The organism is Exiguobacterium sp. UBA3968, assembly GCF_002385115.1.
Classification (GTDB): domain Bacteria; phylum Bacillota; class Bacilli; order Exiguobacteriales; family Exiguobacteriaceae; genus Exiguobacterium_A.
Map to the genome: position 1 here is coordinate 25,596 of NZ_DGCW01000005.1, position 15,824 is coordinate 41,419.

Here is a 15,824-nt window from a genome sequence, read left to right on the forward strand (position 1 = left end):
AAGAAAGATGAAGACGAAGTTGTTTGATACGGTTCAACTCGGAACGTTGACGTTCCGCAATCGGGTCATTATGGCGCCAATGTGCATGTACAGTGCAAAAGAAGATGGACTCGTTACGGATTGGCACGTCACACACTATGCAACCCGTGCAATGGGAGGCGTTGGTGGTGTCATTTTAGAAGCGAGTGCTGTCACGCCAGACGGTCGCATTTCAGCTGGGGACCTTGGGATCTGGTCAGATGCACATATTGAAGGATTACAACGAATCGCAGAGCAAGTCAAAGCAGCGGGCGCAAAAGCGGGGATCCAACTGGCCCATGCCGGGCGTAAAAGCACGACGGCAGAACCACCCGTCGCACCGAGCGCTTTACCGTTTGATGATACGTATATGCATCCACATGCATTGACACTTGATGAAATCGCGACAATCAAACAACAGTTCATCGATGCAGCATTAAGAGCGGAACGAGCAGGATATGACTTCATTGAAATCCATGGCGCACATGGTTATTTATTGAACACGTTCCTCTCTCCGTTATCCAATATTCGAGAAGACCAGTACGGCGGATCGACTGAAAATCGGATGCGCTTGTTGTTAGAAATCATTGATGGAATTCAAGCAGTCTCACAGCTCTCGATTTGGGTCCGGATTTCAGCAGCGGATCACGCAACAGGGGGAATGACGGCGACGGATTATATTCCACTTGCGAAAGAACTAGCTGCACGTAACATCGATCTACTCGATTGTAGTTCTGGTGCTGTCGTCGCCAATGCGGTACCTGAAGTGTATCCGGGCTATCAAGTCAGCTATGCGGAAGAGTTGAAACGAGAGACAGGTATCGCCACGGGAGCGGTTGGATTGATTACGACAGCTGCTCATGCAGAAGAGATCGTCTGTAACGGTCGAGCAGATATCGTCCTGCTCGCACGTGAACTACTTCGCCAACCATACTGGGTCTATCATGCGGCAGCCGAACTAGGGGATACGGTTGCCTTGCCGAAACAATACGAACGGGCACCGATTCGGACGGTTCGCTAAAGTAATCATTTTTTAAGGGAGCGAATTAAAAGAAAGTATAGTTTAGGGAACTTCTATTATAGTTTTTGTTCACTATAAAAAAGCCGCAAAATTAGTTTTTTTATCATCTATGTTTTCCAATACAACAAACCCTCATTTCAAAAAAATGAGGGTTTGTTGTATTGGAATTCTATTTTAACTTACTCCACCAGTTGTACTGCAATAAAACTCAACTGAGATATTATGTGAAGAAGTAAGACCATTTTGAGTATATTTTCCTCCAACAGTAATATCATAAGTTTTAGCTGCATCAATTAAATTTGCTGTGTACCCAGTTTGTTTCCAAGTTCCCTTTGAAGAAGTATCAGTAGAGCGAATTGAGTTTATACCTGAAAAAACTTGTCGCTTAGCAGATGATCTATACTCTGTATTAAAATCACCAGTTATTGCTATATTTACTGAAATTCCATTTGATTTAATGGTTTTTGTTTTTTTAGCAGTATCAGCAGACATTTTCATTGAGACATTATTAGATTGTTCAAATTTAGCATTAATACGCTTTTCGGCAATTTCTTTAAAACGTTTTGGTGTAATCCAATCGCTTTCTTTAAAAGATTTTTTTGGAGCTACTTCTAAAAGAGAAGTAGAAGTACTTTTATTAATTTTTTTTACTGTTAATAAGTATTGCTCATAATATGCATTTTTTTGCTGCTGTGATAATGCAGTTTGCTTTGAAGTTGCGTCTACGTTTCCCACTAGTGAAGCAGATAAAATACTACCTAAAGATAAAACACTAAGAACTTTTACAAATTTCATGATAAGACTCCTTTTTTATGTAAGTTTATGACTCTTACATAATTTATCATATCAAAAAAACTATTCCTATAGTTTTAGTTGGTATTTTTCTTAATTTTATCTTTTTAAGATAAAATTACTAATTTCTTATTTTTATCTTTAAATTAATATTTTTAATTTCAAATAATCTTGTTCTTAAAGTTAATACATTTAAATTAAATATTATTAAGTTAAAAATGTATAACTAATCTAGATATTTAACGAATAAATATACAAATTGCGAACATGGGTACTAAGGCTCTATAAAAAACAGTACTAATTATTGAAATGTGAATGCCTTAATCTGAAAAAGCTCTCCACAAAATGTACAGATTAATTCTTTAACCTGTACATCTTATGGAGAGTATATTGATACAAATGCTTCTTTTTTGATTACTGCTGTTGTTGCATCATTTGTTGTTGCATTTGTTGTTGTTCTTGTTTGTCTAGATCGAAAGCGTCTTTGAAGTCTTTGTTTTCGACTTTGACATTGTATTCTTTCATGAGTGAACGATAAATATCGTTCGGGTTGACTTGTGCTGCTTTCTCTTCAGCAAGTGCTTTTTTAATACGTGCTTTTTCTTTATCGAGCGTGAAGTTTTTCTTCTCTTTACGATCGACTACTTTAATGATGTGATAGCCGAATTGTGTTTTGATCGGATCGGAGATTTTACCTTCAACGCCATCCTTGAACGCGTAATCTTCGAATTCCTTGACCATCTTACCTTTTGTGAAGTACCCGAGGTCTCCACCTTTTGCACCGCTACCTGTATCTGTTGATTTTTCTTTTGCAAGTTTCGCGAAGTCTGCGCCTTTATCCAATTGCTTTTTGATGTCTTTTGCTTCTGACTCTTTCGCAACAAGGATATGGCTTGCTTTGACTTCGACTTTTTCTTGATCGAAACGCTCTTGGATTTCTTTATCTGTTACTTTGGATTTCGCAGATTTTGCTTCTGTTAAGAGCATTTGTGTGCGAAGTACTTTTTCGAATTCTTTTTCGTTCTTGATTCCAGCAGATTTCAGTGTTGAGCTGAACTGCTCTTTATCCGGGAACTGGTCTTTTGTTTTCTTGACTTCTGCTTCGACTTCTTTGTCCGTGACTTCCTTACCGTATTTCTTTTCAAGCAATTTGTTCATCGTTTGCTGGAAGGCGATTTGAGCACCAGCTTTTTCGTATGCTTCATCTTGGACGTCAGCCTTGTTGACTTCGCCACCTTTGTAATTGATGACGGCTTCGTCATTTGATCCACATGCTGCTAACGTAAATACACTTGCGACTGCTGCTGCGCCTAGCAATTTCTTTTTCATACATACACCCCTAATTTACCATTTATTTCAACCGTTTTATCATATCATATTCTCGTTTGGTTGACAGCTGTATCTTGTCATGCCAAGAGATACTTGCTCTTTTCCATGCTATCACATCCAGGTAGTCGGTTGAGGATAATTTTTATGGGAAATTGTGAGGGAAATAACGCTCTTGAGACATAGTAGTAATGTCCCTGTCATGAGGAAATAAGACCTAAAAAAAGCATTCTAGCTGAAGGCTAAAACGCTTTTGATGATAGTATGCTTATGCTTTTTTTATCGAGTCCATGACAGGATCTTGCGGACGGCGATCTGCTTCTTCCGTGATCATCTTCGATGTCTCGGCAAAGATGTCCATGAAGCTGTCTCCGTACAAACGACGCACGATTGCAGAAATATCCGTCAGTTCTGGGAACTTACCGTACAATTCCTGAAGAGGAAGTGATGCGCGGAAGACGCCATTTTCTTCGGGACGGAATGCTTGGATCGTCTCGAGTAAAAGTGATTCGCCTGCCGGTGTCAACTGGACATAGGTATTTCGTTTATCGGTTTCCTTTTTCGAGAACGTCAACAATCCGCGGTCCTCTAACTTCTTCGAGAAGTTGAATGCTGTCGAGACGTGCATGACACCATACTTCGCGATCTCAGAAATCGAGGCACCACCTAGGGCATGCGAAATCCATAAAATATGGTGTTCGTTGATGTTCAGATCAAAAGGCTTGATCCAATTTTGCCAATCTTTTTCTACCGTTTTCCATAGTGCTTTGCTTAATTGGACAATTTTATGGCTATACAATAATGCTTCTTGTCCAGGATATAACTTTTCGTGTTCCATATCTGACTCATCCTTTCGAAAGGTGACAATGGCTCAAACGCGCAAAATGCAAACTATACAAAAACAAATCGAAGCAACGGATCTTACTTTTGTGGAGAAAGCTGGTCTGCTTCCTGTTTCGCCTCATCAGCGAGAGACTGGATCTTCGTGAGCGATGCTTGGACTTCCGTTTGGTATTCCGAGACGCTCTGCATGACTTCTTCCTTGAAGTGCATACCAGACGCTTTTGCTGTCTCTACTAAGTTCTTGCCCTCGTGGGTCAAATCCTGCACATTCGTTACGATTGTAGAATAAGAATTTCGACGTTGATGACCGTTCGAAGAGTCGCTTTTCGTACCTTGGCGAAGCGCCTTCAGACCATAAAAAGTCACAAGTGTTAGCGTAGCACCAAAAGCGACCCAGTTACGGGCGGGACGCTTCGACATGATAAACCTCCTTTTTAATATTAAAATATTTGTTTCATATTATTTTACCGAAAATTGAATGAAAGAAACCTATTTCGGCAATATTTTTCTAAGAAGAGAAGAAAAAGAACAGCCTTAGATATGCGAAGCGATTGAATTTGCGAGCTCAGCCAATTCTTCTGCCGTATACTCGTCGTTATGGACTTCCCACTTCGCGCCGAATCCGTCTTGCTTATCGTGACGAGGAATGAGATGCAAATGGAAGTGTGAGACTGATTGACCCGCTACTTTTCCTGTATTGGATAGAAGGTTCATACCAGCTGCATTTGTCTCTTGTTGAAGCGCACGGCTGATTTGCGGAATCGTCGCAAACACGTCCTGTGCCTGTTCAGGCGAGAGATCATACATATTATCGGCATGCTGTTTTGGGATAACGAGCGTATGTCCTTTCGTCACTTGTGACAAGTCGAGGAAGGCGAGAACGGTTTCGTTCTCAAATACGATATGACCAGGGACTTCTTTGCGAGCGATTTTACAGAAGATACATGATTCTTTTTGCATGGAACAGTCACTCCTTTGGGTAAGATAATATTAGTATACGGAAAGTTTCCGCCTTCCGCACGATTGACAGTCAACTTGAACCCGATACACTTAAGACCATACAGCTAATGGAGAAAAAGGAGCGAAGTGCATGGCATCACGAATAGCCTCAACGGCACAGAAAAAACGAAAACGACGTTTACTCATTGGTAGCGCCTTCATCGCCTGTCTGTTTTTGTTAGTTGCCTTTTGGTTTGGGCGCAACATGCAAGAGGCGGCAAAAATGGAGAAAACGGACGAGCGGCTTGCTACTCTATTGAAGGAAAAGGATCAGCGTGGATTCCAACAACTAGTCACGATGAACGATAAACCATTACCGATGAGTGAGGCGACACGACTCATTACTTGGTTGACGACTGAATCAGAACGAACAGATCGGGTCATCAAACAAGTCAAACAGGATCAAGACTCTGGTAAACAAGTAAAGGCACATCTATTTACGTTACAAAAAGAGGATGGATGGCTTTGGTATGACCGGTATTCTCTCAATCTGAATCCACAACGATTGATCGTTTCAAGTGATGTCCCTAAAACAGAAGTATCATTAGACGGGGAAGTCATTGGAACGATGGATGGAACATCACTAGAAATCAAGCGTTCTCCAGGAGAATATGATGTCCAGGTGAGTGCCGACCAATCAGGACAGACCGTTCAGGACTCAAAAACAGTTCAACTCGGTGATGAACCAAACACGGCAGTTGATTTTAAATTAGCTGATCAGTTCAATACGACTGTATCAAACGAATATGCAGTCGATATTAAAACATTACTTGAGACGGAAGTGAAAGCGCGGACTGGAAAAAGTATCGATACGATGACCAGCTATCTCGGGAAATCGCGCGATGCATTCGAGAACGCGTTCGGAACGCCTGATTCGACAGTTGCGAATCGAGCACGGTACGATGGATATGAAGTGACCTATCAGTCGGGACAGGTGGAGGAGTTATTAATCCGATTGAATAAAACTCCGGATGAATTGGAAGCTGTCGCTGGAAAACCAGAACGAAAGAAGCGAGAGCGCGTCGGTACGGTTTGGGAATATCCATCTAGCTTTCTCGAAGGCGTGTTCGAATGGTTGAATTTACGAGTGGAAAAACGTGTCGTCGAGCGAGAAGATGGCATGTGGTTACAATTAAAAGATTAAAGTATAAAAAACTAACGCATAAAAAATCCTCGGACATCATGTCCGAGGATTTTTTGTTTATCGTTTATTCACCGCACGGAGAATGAACGATACAATGAGGATGAGAATGATAGCTCCGAGTAAAGCAGGTACGATTGCGAATCCAGCAACCATTGGACCCCAATTTCCGAATAATGCTTGACCGATCAATGCACCAACGAAACCAGCGATGATGTTACCAATGATACCGCCTGGTACGTCTTTACCTAAAATTAGACTTGCTAACCATCCAATAATACCACCAACGATTAATGCCCATAAGAATCCCATTTCAAAACACTCCTTTTCGATTAAAATATATGATTACTTGCGTACTGCCCGGAGAATAAGTGAGACGATGAAGATCAAAATGACTGCCCCGAGAATAGCCGGAATGACTGCAAATCCGCCAATTTCTGGTCCCATTGAACCAAAGATAGCTTGACCAATCATCGAACCGATGAAACCAGCGATGATGTTACCGATGATGCCGCCCGGTACATCTTTTCCAATGATTAAACTTGCGATCCAACCGATGAGACCACCAACGATTAATGCCCATAAGAATCCCATTTTTAAACAACTCCTCTACATATTAGTTTTACCTGTTTTCAGGCAGTTATAAACACGTGTGAAAGTGAAAAAATTGAAATCATTCATTCATTGAAAGGACTAGAAGATTAGACCACTTGATAAAGATTAAATGAACGATTCATCGTTTTCACTTTCGATTTGCATGTAAATCGTTTTCATATATTGATGTAACGATTACACTTAGAGTAATTGCCGAAAAAACAAGTATTAAAACATTATATTTTAAAAAATGAGGCACGAAGCTAGAAAGTCTAAGAAGATCTACCTTACGATGAGCTTAAAGGGAGTGGCAAACATGTTATTAGAGATCAAGGGTTTATCAGGAGGATACGGATCTAAAACAGTCCTTCATGATATCAATATTGAAGTGGATCAAGGGGAACTCGTTGGTTTAATCGGTTTAAATGGTGCGGGGAAATCAACGACGATTAAACACATCCTCGGTCTATTACCGGTCAAAACGGGATCTGTACGAATCAATAGATTGGATTTAGCGACGAACGAAACCGAGTATCGTCGTCAAGTCGCGTATATTCCGGAACAGCCGATGTTATATGAACAACTAACGTTACGGGAGCACCTTCGCCTCATGGCACAAGGATATGATGTCGAAGAAGCAGTAGCGATAGAACGAGCAAATCATTATGCTGAACGTCTTCGGATGACGAAACAATTAGAGTGGTTTCCAAGTGTCTTCTCAAAAGGGATGAAACAAAAAGCAATGATCTTGTGCGCCCTTGTCACGGGGAGTGAATTGTTGATCGTTGATGAACCATTCGTTGGACTTGATCCACTGGCAATCCGAGAGTTGCTTCAGATTTTCAGTGAACTCAAGCAGGACGGTAAAGGAATTTTAATGTCAACGCATATCCTGGAGACAGCCGAGCGCCACTGCAACCGATTCGTTCTCTTACATGAAGGACATATTGCGGCGGAAGGGACAACGGCTGCTTTACGAGCTCGCTATGGACTACAAGATGGAACGCTGGATGATCTGTACGTTGCTGCGATCGAGGAGGCAGAACGATGAATAGCCAGTCCTTATGGAAGGAACGGTATCAGGCGGCGATGACGGAAACAGTGAAATATACACGATATATGGCGAATGGTGGACTATTATTCACCGTCTACTTTGTTATTTTATACGCATTAGTCGTCTACGGTCGTTTCCTCGACCAACTCGATCCATCATTTCCAGGTCGATTCGTCATGGCAGCCTTATTTCTGATTCTGCCGCTCTACCGGACAAGTCGAACGTTTCTTGTCGAGGCGGATCAAGTGTTTCTATTACCCGTGTTAGCGAAGTTATCCAGTTTCATGCAACAGGTGCGCGCATATAATGCGATTTTTGGTATCATTCGTGCCGTGATTCCGTTTCTAGCAGTCGTTGTTCTCTATGTTCGGACAGAACAGACGACACCGTTTGAACTTGTCTTAATGGGCGTAGCTCTTGCCCTATTCGGAGCGGCAGCGAATTTGTCGAAACTTGAAGGCATCGCACATCGAACAGTGTTATTGTATGCATTTGGAGCAGCACTACTCGTCATCATCGATATGGCGTGGATGTCGATCGTCGTTGCCTTGCTGTTAATGATCGTCCTTCATCTGAAGCGTCAGGATCATCTCCCGTTACGTGAATGGATTGCGCTCGAACGAGAATCACGTGATCGTTTTTATCGACTAGCCAACTGGTTCGTCGATGTCCCACATCTATCGGCAACGTATAAACACCGTCGTCTCTTAAGTAAGATGGTCGAGCGGTTTCCGTACCAAGCCCAGACGACATTTGATTATTTGTATGTCAAACAGTTCATCCGGAGTGGGGACGGCATCGGATTGATTGTTCGTTTAACACTGATCGGGGCTGTGTTCATGTGGTTGGCGAGCGGTAACGTTTGGTTCGTTGCACTTGCGATTCCTGCATTTGGTGGGCTGACGAGTTTTCAATTGGCGCCGTTTACGAAAGCAGTCGATCAGCATCTGTTGACTCGCTTACTGCCGTTTGGGAATGCCGTACATGCTAAACGGAAAATCATCCGCTTCGCAGCAATCAGTCAATGCATCGTTTTGACGGTACTTGGATTCTTCTTAAGTGGATCCATGTATGTCGTTGGTGGGGCAGCCATAGCACTTGTAATTGGTGAATACTATGCCCGAAAATAATAAACAAGAAAGAGCCTACGCGATGGATGTTCATCGCATAGGCTCTTATTCGTTATGAACCATTAATTGACACGTTCGTTTGATAGATCTTCTTCTTCAACCATATGCAATTCCTTGCTGACAGGAGCAGGAAGATCGTAAGAAGCTTGACCATGTTCCGCGACGTCAAGACCACGGAGTTCATCTTCGCGTGTGATTCGAAGTCCGATCGTAAGGTCGAGGACTTTTAAGAAAGCATAACTTAAGACGCTGACGATGACGATAGCAAAGACGACACCAAGAGCTTGAACACCGAGTTGCGTGAAGCCACCTCCATAGAAGAGTCCTGCTTGTCCGATACCTGTGATTTCAACGAGTCGTGGTGAAGCGAAGAATCCAGTTGCGAGTGTACCCCAGATACCAGCGACGCCATGAACGGAGAAGGCACAAAGTGGATCATCCACGCGACTTGCGAGAAGAATGCTCGTTCCATACGTGATCACACCAGCAAGGAAACCAATGACGACGGCTGCCCATGGTTCCACAAAGGCACAGGCTGCTGTGATGGCAACGAGTGCAGCTAACACACCGTTGATGATCGAAGGGATATCTGCGACGCGACGGTGCCAGAACGAGATGGCAAGAGCGCCGAGGGCACCTGCTGCAGTCGCGAGTAACGTCGTCAAAGCAACGTAACTAAAGAATCCGTCGGCAATCGTTAATGTCGAACCAGCGTTGAAGCCGAACCAACATAACCAGAGGATGAAGGCACCGACGACAGAATAAATGACATTGTGTCCAAGCAACGGTGTTTTTTCAGCACCGATTCGTTTCTTAAGCAGTAAAGCAGCAACAAGTGCAGCAATCCCACCTTGTAAGTGGACGACCGTTGACCCGGCGAAATCTTGCATTCCGAGCGAACCAAGGAATCCACCTGCCCAAACGGAACGAGCAATGATCGGATAGATGATAGCAACGAAAAACGTTCCGAACAACAAGTAAACGGATAATTTAGCACGTTCTGCGAATCCGCCCCAAGCGATTGCGAGAGAGACGGCGACAAACGAGAGTTGGAAGAGGAACTTTACATCAATCGTGATGTTCGACCAATCAAGGCTGCTGAATCCTCCATGTAAGAAGAATCCTTCTGTTCCGATAATGGAGTTACCATCACCGAACGTCAATCCGAATCCGATAGCCCAAAAGGCGAGAGCGGCAACTGAGAAGCTGATAATTTGTTTAACAGCGACGTGCCCCGCGTTCTTTGCCCGTAACATCCCTGTTTCCAGAAGTAAGAATCCGATTTGCATCGTAAAGACGAGCAGTGCTGCGAATAAGACATAAAACGTATCGACTGAAATTGCGAGTTGTTCCAGTTTCATTGTCGTTCCTCCTTTATCCATTTAAAGTATGTGTTTACTTTAGACGGAAATACTTTCAAAGAAACGTATTGTGTCAGAAAATCTGACATGGTATTTTTGTGGAAAGGAGTGACGAAGATGAAGTACCGCGAAAAAAAGGTGATGTCGATCGGAATCGTCTGTGAATTGACCGGCTTGTCAGAACGTCAGATTCGTTACTATGAAGAACGGAAATTAATCTTTCCAGAACGGACAAATGGAAAGACGCGAAAATATTCGTTTACGGATGTCGAGCGACTCGTCGAAGTCGCGGAAAAAATCGAGGATGGTTGGCGCACGCACGAAATTCGAGAAAAAGAACGTAAGGTAACGGAACAGCAACGTTCTGACTTAATTCGTGGTCAGTTAAACGCTGCATTCGGTCTTTACAAGAAACAGTGAACATTTCATGAACTGGTAACAGAACTGTCATTTTGTAAACGATTTATTGGCACAGACTTCTTAATTTCAGATATAATGTTTCTGTGTTCACAAACTTATCGTACGTTTTTTGGGGCGTTAGAACGAGTATAAAGGGGTAGTTATGATGAAGAAATTCAATGATACGTTTTTGCGGGCGATCCGTGGCGAGCAGATTGATCACGTTCCCGTCTGGTACATGCGACAAGCAGGTCGTTATCAAGCGGAATATCGTGAAATCAAGAAGACACGGACGCTTTTCGAGATCACACATGACTCGGAGCTAGGCGCATATGTGACAGAACTACCTGTAAAACAACTAGGGGTCGATGCAGCGATTCTATATAAAGATATCATGACGCCACTTCCGTCGATGGGCGTTGATGTTGAAATCAAGAGTGGCATCGGTCCAGTCATTGCGAATCCGATTCGCACGATGGCAGATGTCGAAGCACTGCAACCGTTCAACCGTGAAGATATTCCGTACATTTATGAAACAATTCGTTTATTACGGGAACGACTTGAAGTGCCATTAATTGGTTTTTCCGGGGCGCCATTTACACTTGCGAGCTATATGATTGAAGGTGGACCTTCAAAGGGATACCATAAAACGAAAGCATTGATGTATGGACAACCTGAAGTATGGCATGCCTTAATGGAGAAACTAGGTGACATGGTCATCGATTACATCAAATCACAAGTAGATGCAGGGATTCAAGCGTTCCAAATCTTTGATTCATGGGTCGGAACGACAAGCCGGAAAGATTATGTCCGTTACATCAAACCGACGATGGAACGCATTTTCACGGAACTAAAAGATACAGGCGTGCCGATGATCATGTTCGGTGTAGGGGCGAGTCATTTGGCAGAAGAGTGGCATAGCTTACCGTTAGACGTCGTTGGACTCGATTGGCGCTTATCGATCGATGAAGCACGTGAACGTGGGCTGACGAAACCCGTCCAAGGGAACCTCGATCCGTCTTATCTGTTAGCACCATGGGATATCCTTGAAGCGAAAGCGAAGGAGATTCTCGACATGGGAATGAAACAACCAGGGTTCATCTTTAACCTCGGTCACGGTATCTTCCCGGAAGTTGATCCAGAAGTATTGAAACGTTTGACTGCATTTATCCATGATTATTCGAAAGAAAAAATGGAGGTAGAAAAATGAAGACGTTAGGATTACTTGTCATGGCGTATGGTACGCCGTATAAACCTGAAGATATCGAGCGGTATTATACGCATATCCGCCGCGGACGCAAACCGTCTCCAGAAGCATTGGCAGAGTTGACGGAACGCTACGAAGCCATTGGTGGAGTCTCACCACTCGCACAAGTCACGATTGACCAGGCAGAAGAGCTGCACCGTCAATTGTCTGAGAAATATGCCGGTGAAATCGAGTTTAAGCTTTATCTTGGTCTAAAGCACATCGAGCCATTCGTTGAGGATGCTGTCGAGCAAATGGCAAAAGACGGCATCACAGAAGCGGTCACAGTCGTTTTAGCACCGCACTATTCGACGTTCAGTATTCGTTCATATAATGGTCGTGCGAAGGAAGTCGCAGATCAGCACGGTATTCGTCTCGCATCCGTTGAATCGTGGTACAAAGAAGAAGCATTTCTCGATTGGTGGGGGAAAGAAATCCGCAAGACGTTCGACGCTTTACCAGTTCCTGAAGAAAAAGCCGTTCTCGTCGTTTCAGCGCACAGTCTGCCTGAGAAAATCATCGCAAACGGCGATCCGTACCCAGAGCAATTGAAAGAAACTGCCGAATTGATTGCACAACGTGCCGGTGTACCGCATATGATCACAGGTTGGCAATCAGCTGGACAAACACCTGAGCCATGGCTCGGCCCTGATGTTCAGGATCTGACACGTGATGTTTACGAAGAAAAAGGATACGAAGCGTTCGTTTACGTGCCAGTCGGCTTCGTTGCGGACCATCTAGAAGTATTATTCGATAATGACTATGAGTGTAAAGTCGTCTGCGACGAACTCGGAATCCATTATGCGCGACCTGTCATGCCAAACGCGGATCCTGCTTTCATGAAAGCTGTCACGGAAGCCGTCGCGAAACAGGTGGGTAGTTATGTCCAGTAAACGTCTCGTCATCGTGGGCGGCGGTATATCAGGACTTGCGGCCGCCTATTATGCAGAGAAACAGTTTCCGGAAATGAACATCACGTTACTTGAGGCAGAAGGTCGTCTCGGTGGTAAGGTGGCAACATATCGGGACGAAGGATTGACGATCGAGCGGGGACCAGATTCGTATGTAGCACGAAAACACGTACTGACGGATCTCATCGAAGAGATTGGATTAGGGGAGCAACTCGTTCGTAATAACACGTCGCAAGCCTATATATTGGATGCGCGAGGTCTCCACCCGATTCCAAAAGGTGCCGTCATGGGTATCCCGACGGATTTAGAGTTATTTGCAGAGACTTCTTTGTTGACGGAAGAAGAAAAAGCAGAAGTGTCAGAACGATTGCTTCACCCGGCTCCTGATTTGACGATTCCAGAAACAGATATCCCACTAGGAGAGTATTTGCGTCCGCGTCTTGGAGATGCGCTCGTCGAGAAGCTGATCGAACCGCTTCTTTCAGGCATTTATGCTGGTGATATCGATCGGATGAGTACGTTTGCGACCTACCCGCAATTTGTTGCAAATGAACAAAAGGCAGGAAGTTTGTTTGAAGGAATGCGTCTCATGCGTCCGCTTGACCAACAACAAGGTCCGACGCTCAAAGCGACAGGTCAATTTTTATCGCTCGCTACTGGACTCGAGTCTCTCGTCGAGCGGCTAGAAGAGGTGCTTGAACGGACAGAAATTCGTCTTGAGACACCACTTCGCTCGATTAAACGGGAAGAAGATGGACGGTATCGTCTCGAAACGGATCATGGTCCAGAGTATGCCGATGATATTTTGTTAACGATTCCGCATCGCCAAGTCGTGTCCCTGTTACCAGAAGCGACGCTGCCTGGGCTTGCGAACCTCTCGACACACTCGACGGCGACAGTCACGTTGATTTTCGATAAGGAAACAGCGTTGCCGATCGATGGAACAGGTTTCATCGTCAACCGTCAGGCACCGTATTCGATTACAGCGTGTACGGCGATTGATCAAAAGTGGAATCATGCAGCACCGAATCATACCGTGCTTCGTGCCTTCATCGGTCGTCCCGGAAAAGATGCACTCGTTCGTGAATCAGACGAAATGATTGAACGGGTCGTCTTAGAAGATCTTGAAGCCATCTGTGGTCGTCCGTTGCAACCGGAACGTGTCGTCATCAGTCGTCTATTAGACGGCTTACCGGCCTACACGGTAGGGCATGCACAGCGGATTCAAGAAGTGCGAGAAACCATCGCTTCGCACTATCCACACATTCATTTAGCCGGACTTGCTTATGATGGTGTTGGATTGCCAGACTGTGTAGCAGGTGTCAAAGCGACACTTGAACAAATGGCGTTACAACAACCGGAACCATGTCAAGAATCATGAAAGACCTAAACCTTTTTGAAGCCATTCGTGCTTTAAAAGGTTTTTTGTCTTCAAAAGAATGACGCGGAAGGAAACGGGAATAGGAGACAAGGGACCAAAATCGAACAATACCGTTGAAACGGGAGGGAATCGTATGGTGGAAGTATGGAGTACGTTCACGATCATCATCGTCTACGGATTGCTCATCATGAATATCTTGGCGGTCCTAACGGTTATTTTTCTCGAACGGCGCGATATTGGTGCGACGTGGGCATGGGTTTTCATCTTGTATTTCGTTCCGCTCGTTGGGTTTCTCGTCTATCTGTTTTTCGGAAGATTGTTGAAAAAATCGAATTTTTATCGTATTACGGAAGAAGAACAACTAGAACACGATAGACGGATTGCCTTACAGAAAAAAGAACTCGTGACGATGGGGCGGCACCCGATGATTCAAAAGCACCGGGATATGATTCGGATGAATCTGATGTCGAACGGTTCGTTACTCAGTCTCTCGAATCAACTGCAGATTCTTTCGGATGGAGAACAGAAATTCAATCGGATGATTCAAGATATCCGCCAGGCAGAGCATGAAGTGAATATTCAATACTACATCATTCAGAAAGATCGCCTTGGGCTAGCGTTGATCGATACATTAACCGAATGTGCCCGTCGTGGAATCAAAGTCCGTCTATTATATGATGCTGTCGGATCACGTAGTCTCAAACGGACGGATTTCAAAGATTTACTGGTACATGGGGGAGAAGTGTTCGCTTTTTTTCCCGTCGACGATTGGTTTCGTTAATTTTCGCTTAAATAACCGCAATCACCGTAAATCCTGTATCATTGACGGTCGAATCGGCTACATTGGTGGATTTAACGTCGGTACGGAATATCTAGGTATCGATGAAAAGTTCGGCTACTGGCGGGATACGCATTTTCGCTTGAAAGGTGATGTCGTTCACGATCAGCTCGACCGTTTTATTCTTGACTGGAATCAAGCGAGTGACGTCTATACAGAAAAATCATTGTTCTACTACGGGACACACAGGGTTCAGAATATATTACCGATGCAAATCGTCACGTCGGGTCCGGATTCCCGTTCAGAATATCTGAAGCTTGCTTTGATCAAGATGATCAATGAGGCAAAGCGGACGATTTACATTCAATCGCCTTATTTCATTCCAGACACGAGTTATTTAGATGCATGTAAGACAGCTCTTCTGTCTGGAGTGGAGGTGCGCATCATGATTCCGAATAAGCCGGACCATCCATTCGTTTATTGGGCGACGACAGCTGCTGTAGGAGAGTTGTTGTCGTACGGAGCTAAAGTCTACACGTATGAACCTGGATTTTTACATGCGAAGACGATTGTTGTTGATGGAGAGATTGCTTCAGTCGGGACGACGAATATCGATGCACGAAGTTTCCGTTTAAATTTCGAAATGAATACAATTGTCTATGATCAGGAAGTAGCAATTGAACTAGAACGGCTCTTCTTAGCCGATTGTGATGTATCAAAGCTCATGACGGTCGAGTCGTATGTTGCGCGTTCAAGAATGATCAAATTCAAGGAAAGTATTTCGCGTTTGTTGTCACCGATTTTGTAAACCGTGTTTACGACCAGTCAAA

At 44.0% G+C, this 15,824-nt stretch carries 16 protein-coding genes and 1 pseudogene; 9 read left to right on the forward strand and 8 right to left on the reverse strand.

The features are described from left to right. Positions 1-7 precede the first annotated feature (7 nt). Positions 8-1,039 carry an NADPH dehydrogenase NamA gene (namA, locus tag B3S86_RS01845; protein ID WP_035409415.1) on the forward strand — a complete coding sequence of 344 codons (1,032 nt, stop codon included), beginning with the start codon at positions 8-10 and terminating at the stop codon, positions 1,037-1,039. Between the two features lie 174 nt (positions 1,040-1,213). Here the strand turns inward: namA and B3S86_RS01850 are convergent, their stop codons facing one another. The 5 genes from B3S86_RS01850 to B3S86_RS01870 all read right to left on the reverse strand — a co-directional run bounded on the left by B3S86_RS01850 (position 1,214) and on the right by B3S86_RS01870 (position 4,960). Continuing rightward, positions 1,214-1,834, reverse strand: a complete 621-nt coding sequence (locus tag B3S86_RS01850) for a hypothetical protein (RefSeq protein WP_052019077.1) — start codon at positions 1,832-1,834, stop codon at positions 1,214-1,216. Between the two features lie 411 nt (positions 1,835-2,245). Continuing rightward, positions 2,246-3,160 carry a peptidylprolyl isomerase gene (locus tag B3S86_RS01855; RefSeq protein WP_035409413.1) on the reverse strand — a complete coding sequence of 305 codons (915 nt, stop codon included), beginning with the start codon at positions 3,158-3,160 and terminating at the stop codon, positions 2,246-2,248. A gap of 265 nt (positions 3,161-3,425) precedes the next feature. Continuing rightward, positions 3,426-3,995 carry an HTH-type transcriptional regulator Hpr gene (locus B3S86_RS01860; RefSeq protein ID WP_035409411.1) on the reverse strand — a complete coding sequence of 190 codons (570 nt, stop codon included), beginning with the start codon at positions 3,993-3,995 and terminating at the stop codon, positions 3,426-3,428. Positions 3,996-4,078: 83 nt separating this feature from the next. Continuing rightward, positions 4,079-4,420, reverse strand: coding sequence for a hypothetical protein (locus B3S86_RS01865; RefSeq protein ID WP_214856756.1), 342 nt, complete (start codon positions 4,418-4,420; stop codon positions 4,079-4,081). 114 nt (positions 4,421-4,534) lie between these two features. Then, positions 4,535-4,960, reverse strand: a complete 426-nt coding sequence (locus B3S86_RS01870) for an HIT family protein (RefSeq protein ID WP_290748603.1) — start codon at positions 4,958-4,960, stop codon at positions 4,535-4,537. Between the two features lie 130 nt (positions 4,961-5,090). Here B3S86_RS01870 and B3S86_RS01875 point away from each other — a divergent pair, with 130 nt between their 5' ends. Further along, positions 5,091-6,143 carry a TcaA second domain-containing protein gene (locus B3S86_RS01875; protein WP_035409406.1) on the forward strand — a complete coding sequence of 351 codons (1,053 nt, stop codon included), beginning with the start codon at positions 5,091-5,093 and terminating at the stop codon, positions 6,141-6,143. Positions 6,144-6,200: 57 nt separating this feature from the next. Here the strand turns inward: B3S86_RS01875 and B3S86_RS01880 are convergent, their stop codons facing one another. Beyond that, positions 6,201-6,452, reverse strand: a complete 252-nt coding sequence (locus tag B3S86_RS01880) for a GlsB/YeaQ/YmgE family stress response membrane protein (protein WP_023467348.1) — start codon at positions 6,450-6,452, stop codon at positions 6,201-6,203. 33 nt (positions 6,453-6,485) lie between these two features. Further along, complete coding sequence (locus tag B3S86_RS01885) at positions 6,486-6,734, reverse strand: GlsB/YeaQ/YmgE family stress response membrane protein (RefSeq protein WP_035409405.1); 249 nt, start codon at positions 6,732-6,734, stop codon at positions 6,486-6,488. 316 nt (positions 6,735-7,050) lie between these two features. On the opposite strand from B3S86_RS01885, the gene B3S86_RS01890 reads away from it, so the two are divergent. Together B3S86_RS01890 and B3S86_RS01895 are read left to right on the forward strand one after the other, a co-directional pair. After that, positions 7,051-7,785 carry an ABC transporter ATP-binding protein gene (locus tag B3S86_RS01890; RefSeq protein WP_035409404.1) on the forward strand — a complete coding sequence of 245 codons (735 nt, stop codon included), beginning with the start codon at positions 7,051-7,053 and terminating at the stop codon, positions 7,783-7,785. After that, the gene (locus B3S86_RS01895; RefSeq protein ID WP_290748612.1) at positions 7,782-8,918 is read left to right on the forward strand and encodes an ABC transporter permease; all 1,137 of its coding nucleotides are present in this window, start codon (positions 7,782-7,784) and stop codon (positions 8,916-8,918) included. The genes B3S86_RS01890 and B3S86_RS01895 overlap by 4 nt, the downstream gene beginning before the upstream one ends. Before the next feature lie 62 nt (positions 8,919-8,980). On the opposite strand, the gene B3S86_RS01900 is transcribed toward B3S86_RS01895, so the two are convergent. Next, complete coding sequence (locus tag B3S86_RS01900; protein WP_035409402.1) at positions 8,981-10,279, reverse strand: ammonium transporter; 1,299 nt, start codon at positions 10,277-10,279, stop codon at positions 8,981-8,983. 117 nt (positions 10,280-10,396) lie between these two features. Between B3S86_RS01900 and B3S86_RS01905 the strand changes: the two genes are divergently transcribed. From B3S86_RS01905 to cls, 5 genes and pseudogenes are all read left to right on the forward strand, one after another. Beyond that, positions 10,397-10,699 (forward strand): MerR family transcriptional regulator, encoded by a 303-nt coding sequence (locus B3S86_RS01905; protein WP_035409401.1) that lies wholly within the window; start codon positions 10,397-10,399, stop codon positions 10,697-10,699. Between the two features lie 142 nt (positions 10,700-10,841). Further along, on the forward strand, positions 10,842-11,888 hold the full coding sequence (gene hemE / locus B3S86_RS01910) for a uroporphyrinogen decarboxylase (RefSeq protein WP_035409400.1): 1,047 nt from the start codon (positions 10,842-10,844) through the stop codon (positions 11,886-11,888). Further along, on the forward strand, positions 11,885-12,817 hold the full coding sequence (gene hemH / locus B3S86_RS01915; RefSeq protein ID WP_023467355.1) for a ferrochelatase: 933 nt from the start codon (positions 11,885-11,887) through the stop codon (positions 12,815-12,817). The genes hemE and hemH overlap by 4 nt, the downstream gene beginning before the upstream one ends. After that, the gene (hemG, locus tag B3S86_RS01920) at positions 12,807-14,216 is read left to right on the forward strand and encodes a protoporphyrinogen oxidase (protein ID WP_035409399.1); all 1,410 of its coding nucleotides are present in this window, start codon (positions 12,807-12,809) and stop codon (positions 14,214-14,216) included. Before hemH ends, hemG begins: the two co-directional genes overlap by 11 nt. A 133-nt stretch (positions 14,217-14,349) precedes the next feature. Then, positions 14,350-15,802 (forward strand): annotated as a pseudogene (gene cls, locus B3S86_RS01925) (cardiolipin synthase). The last annotated feature ends 22 nt before the right edge of the window (positions 15,803-15,824 follow it).

Excerpts from the sequence above, each read along its gene's own strand:
- B3S86_RS01905 (WP_035409401.1), top strand. The coding sequence starts at position 10,397 with ATGAAGTACCGCGAAAAAAAGGTGATGTCGATCGGAATCGTCTGTGAA.
- B3S86_RS01850 (WP_052019077.1), bottom strand. The coding sequence starts at position 1,834 with ATGAAATTTGTAAAAGTTCTTAGTGTTTTATCTTTAGGTAGTATTTTA.
- B3S86_RS01875 (WP_035409406.1), top strand. The coding sequence starts at position 5,091 with ATGGCATCACGAATAGCCTCAACGGCACAGAAAAAACGAAAACGACGT.
- B3S86_RS01870 (WP_290748603.1), bottom strand. The coding sequence starts at position 4,960 with ATGCAAAAAGAATCATGTATCTTCTGTAAAATCGCTCGCAAAGAAGTC.
- B3S86_RS01865 (WP_214856756.1), bottom strand. The coding sequence starts at position 4,420 with ATGTCGAAGCGTCCCGCCCGTAACTGGGTCGCTTTTGGTGCTACGCTA.
- B3S86_RS01895 (WP_290748612.1), top strand. The coding sequence starts at position 7,782 with ATGAATAGCCAGTCCTTATGGAAGGAACGGTATCAGGCGGCGATGACG.
- B3S86_RS01880 (WP_023467348.1), bottom strand. The coding sequence starts at position 6,452 with ATGGGATTCTTATGGGCATTAATCGTTGGTGGTATTATTGGATGGTTA.
- hemH (WP_023467355.1), top strand. The coding sequence starts at position 11,885 with ATGAAGACGTTAGGATTACTTGTCATGGCGTATGGTACGCCGTATAAA.
- B3S86_RS01900 (WP_035409402.1), bottom strand. The coding sequence starts at position 10,279 with ATGAAACTGGAACAACTCGCAATTTCAGTCGATACGTTTTATGTCTTA.
- B3S86_RS01890 (WP_035409404.1), top strand. The coding sequence starts at position 7,051 with ATGTTATTAGAGATCAAGGGTTTATCAGGAGGATACGGATCTAAAACA.
- B3S86_RS01860 (WP_035409411.1), bottom strand. The coding sequence starts at position 3,995 with ATGGAACACGAAAAGTTATATCCTGGACAAGAAGCATTATTGTATAGC.
- namA (WP_035409415.1), top strand. The coding sequence starts at position 8 with ATGAAGACGAAGTTGTTTGATACGGTTCAACTCGGAACGTTGACGTTC.
- hemG (WP_035409399.1), top strand. The coding sequence starts at position 12,807 with ATGTCCAGTAAACGTCTCGTCATCGTGGGCGGCGGTATATCAGGACTT.
- B3S86_RS01885 (WP_035409405.1), bottom strand. The coding sequence starts at position 6,734 with ATGGGATTCTTATGGGCATTAATCGTTGGTGGTCTCATCGGTTGGATC.
- hemE (WP_035409400.1), top strand. The coding sequence starts at position 10,842 with ATGATGAAGAAATTCAATGATACGTTTTTGCGGGCGATCCGTGGCGAG.
- B3S86_RS01855 (WP_035409413.1), bottom strand. The coding sequence starts at position 3,160 with ATGAAAAAGAAATTGCTAGGCGCAGCAGCAGTCGCAAGTGTATTTACG.